Here is a 456-nt window from a genome sequence, read left to right on the forward strand (position 1 = left end):
GGCGATAGCAAGAAGGATACACCTGTTCCCATGCCGAACACAGAAGTTAAGCTTCTTAGCGCCGATAGTAGTTGGGGGTTTCCCCCTGTGAGGGTAGGACGTCGCCACGCTTCATTCCGGCATAGCTCAGTTGGTAGTAGCGCATGACTGTTAATCATGATGTCGTAGGTTCGAGTCCTACTGCCGGAGTTCATTTGACTAACTCAGTAAAGTGAGTTAGTCTTTTTTCATATACTAAAGTTGTAATAGAATAATGTCATAACTGAATTACCTGGAAAGGAAAAGATGATGAAGAATCAGACTGAAATAAAAGCTCTCTTTTTTGATTTTGATGGGACCATTGTTGATTCGTAAGCGCCCAATAACGAGGTATATTGAAAATCTCCAAAGTCACTCGACGCTGGAGATTCTTTTTTTTATTTACAATTTGCTTGTACAGTTTCTGACCATGGCAAA

At 41.2% G+C, this 456-nt stretch carries 1 protein-coding gene, 1 tRNA gene and 1 rRNA gene; 2 read left to right on the forward strand and 1 reads right to left on the reverse strand.

Annotation, left to right across the window (positions count from 1 at the left end; translation table 11 throughout):
• Window positions 1–110 (forward strand): 5S ribosomal RNA (gene rrf / locus ACTQZM_RS12040); the annotation flags it as partial.
• 5 nt (window positions 111–115) lie between these two features.
• Window positions 116–189: transfer RNA gene (locus tag ACTQZM_RS12045), tRNA-Asn, on the forward strand.
• Window positions 190–256: 67 nt separating this feature from the next.
• Here ACTQZM_RS12045 and ACTQZM_RS12050 read toward each other — a convergent pair.
• Window positions 257–456 (reverse strand): hypothetical protein (locus ACTQZM_RS12050; protein WP_441653900.1); only part of this gene is annotated, 200 nt, incomplete at its 5' end.

The organism is Enterococcus cecorum (assembly GCF_052119425.1).
GTDB lineage: Bacteria > Bacillota > Bacilli > Lactobacillales > Enterococcaceae > Enterococcus_E > Enterococcus_E cecorum_C.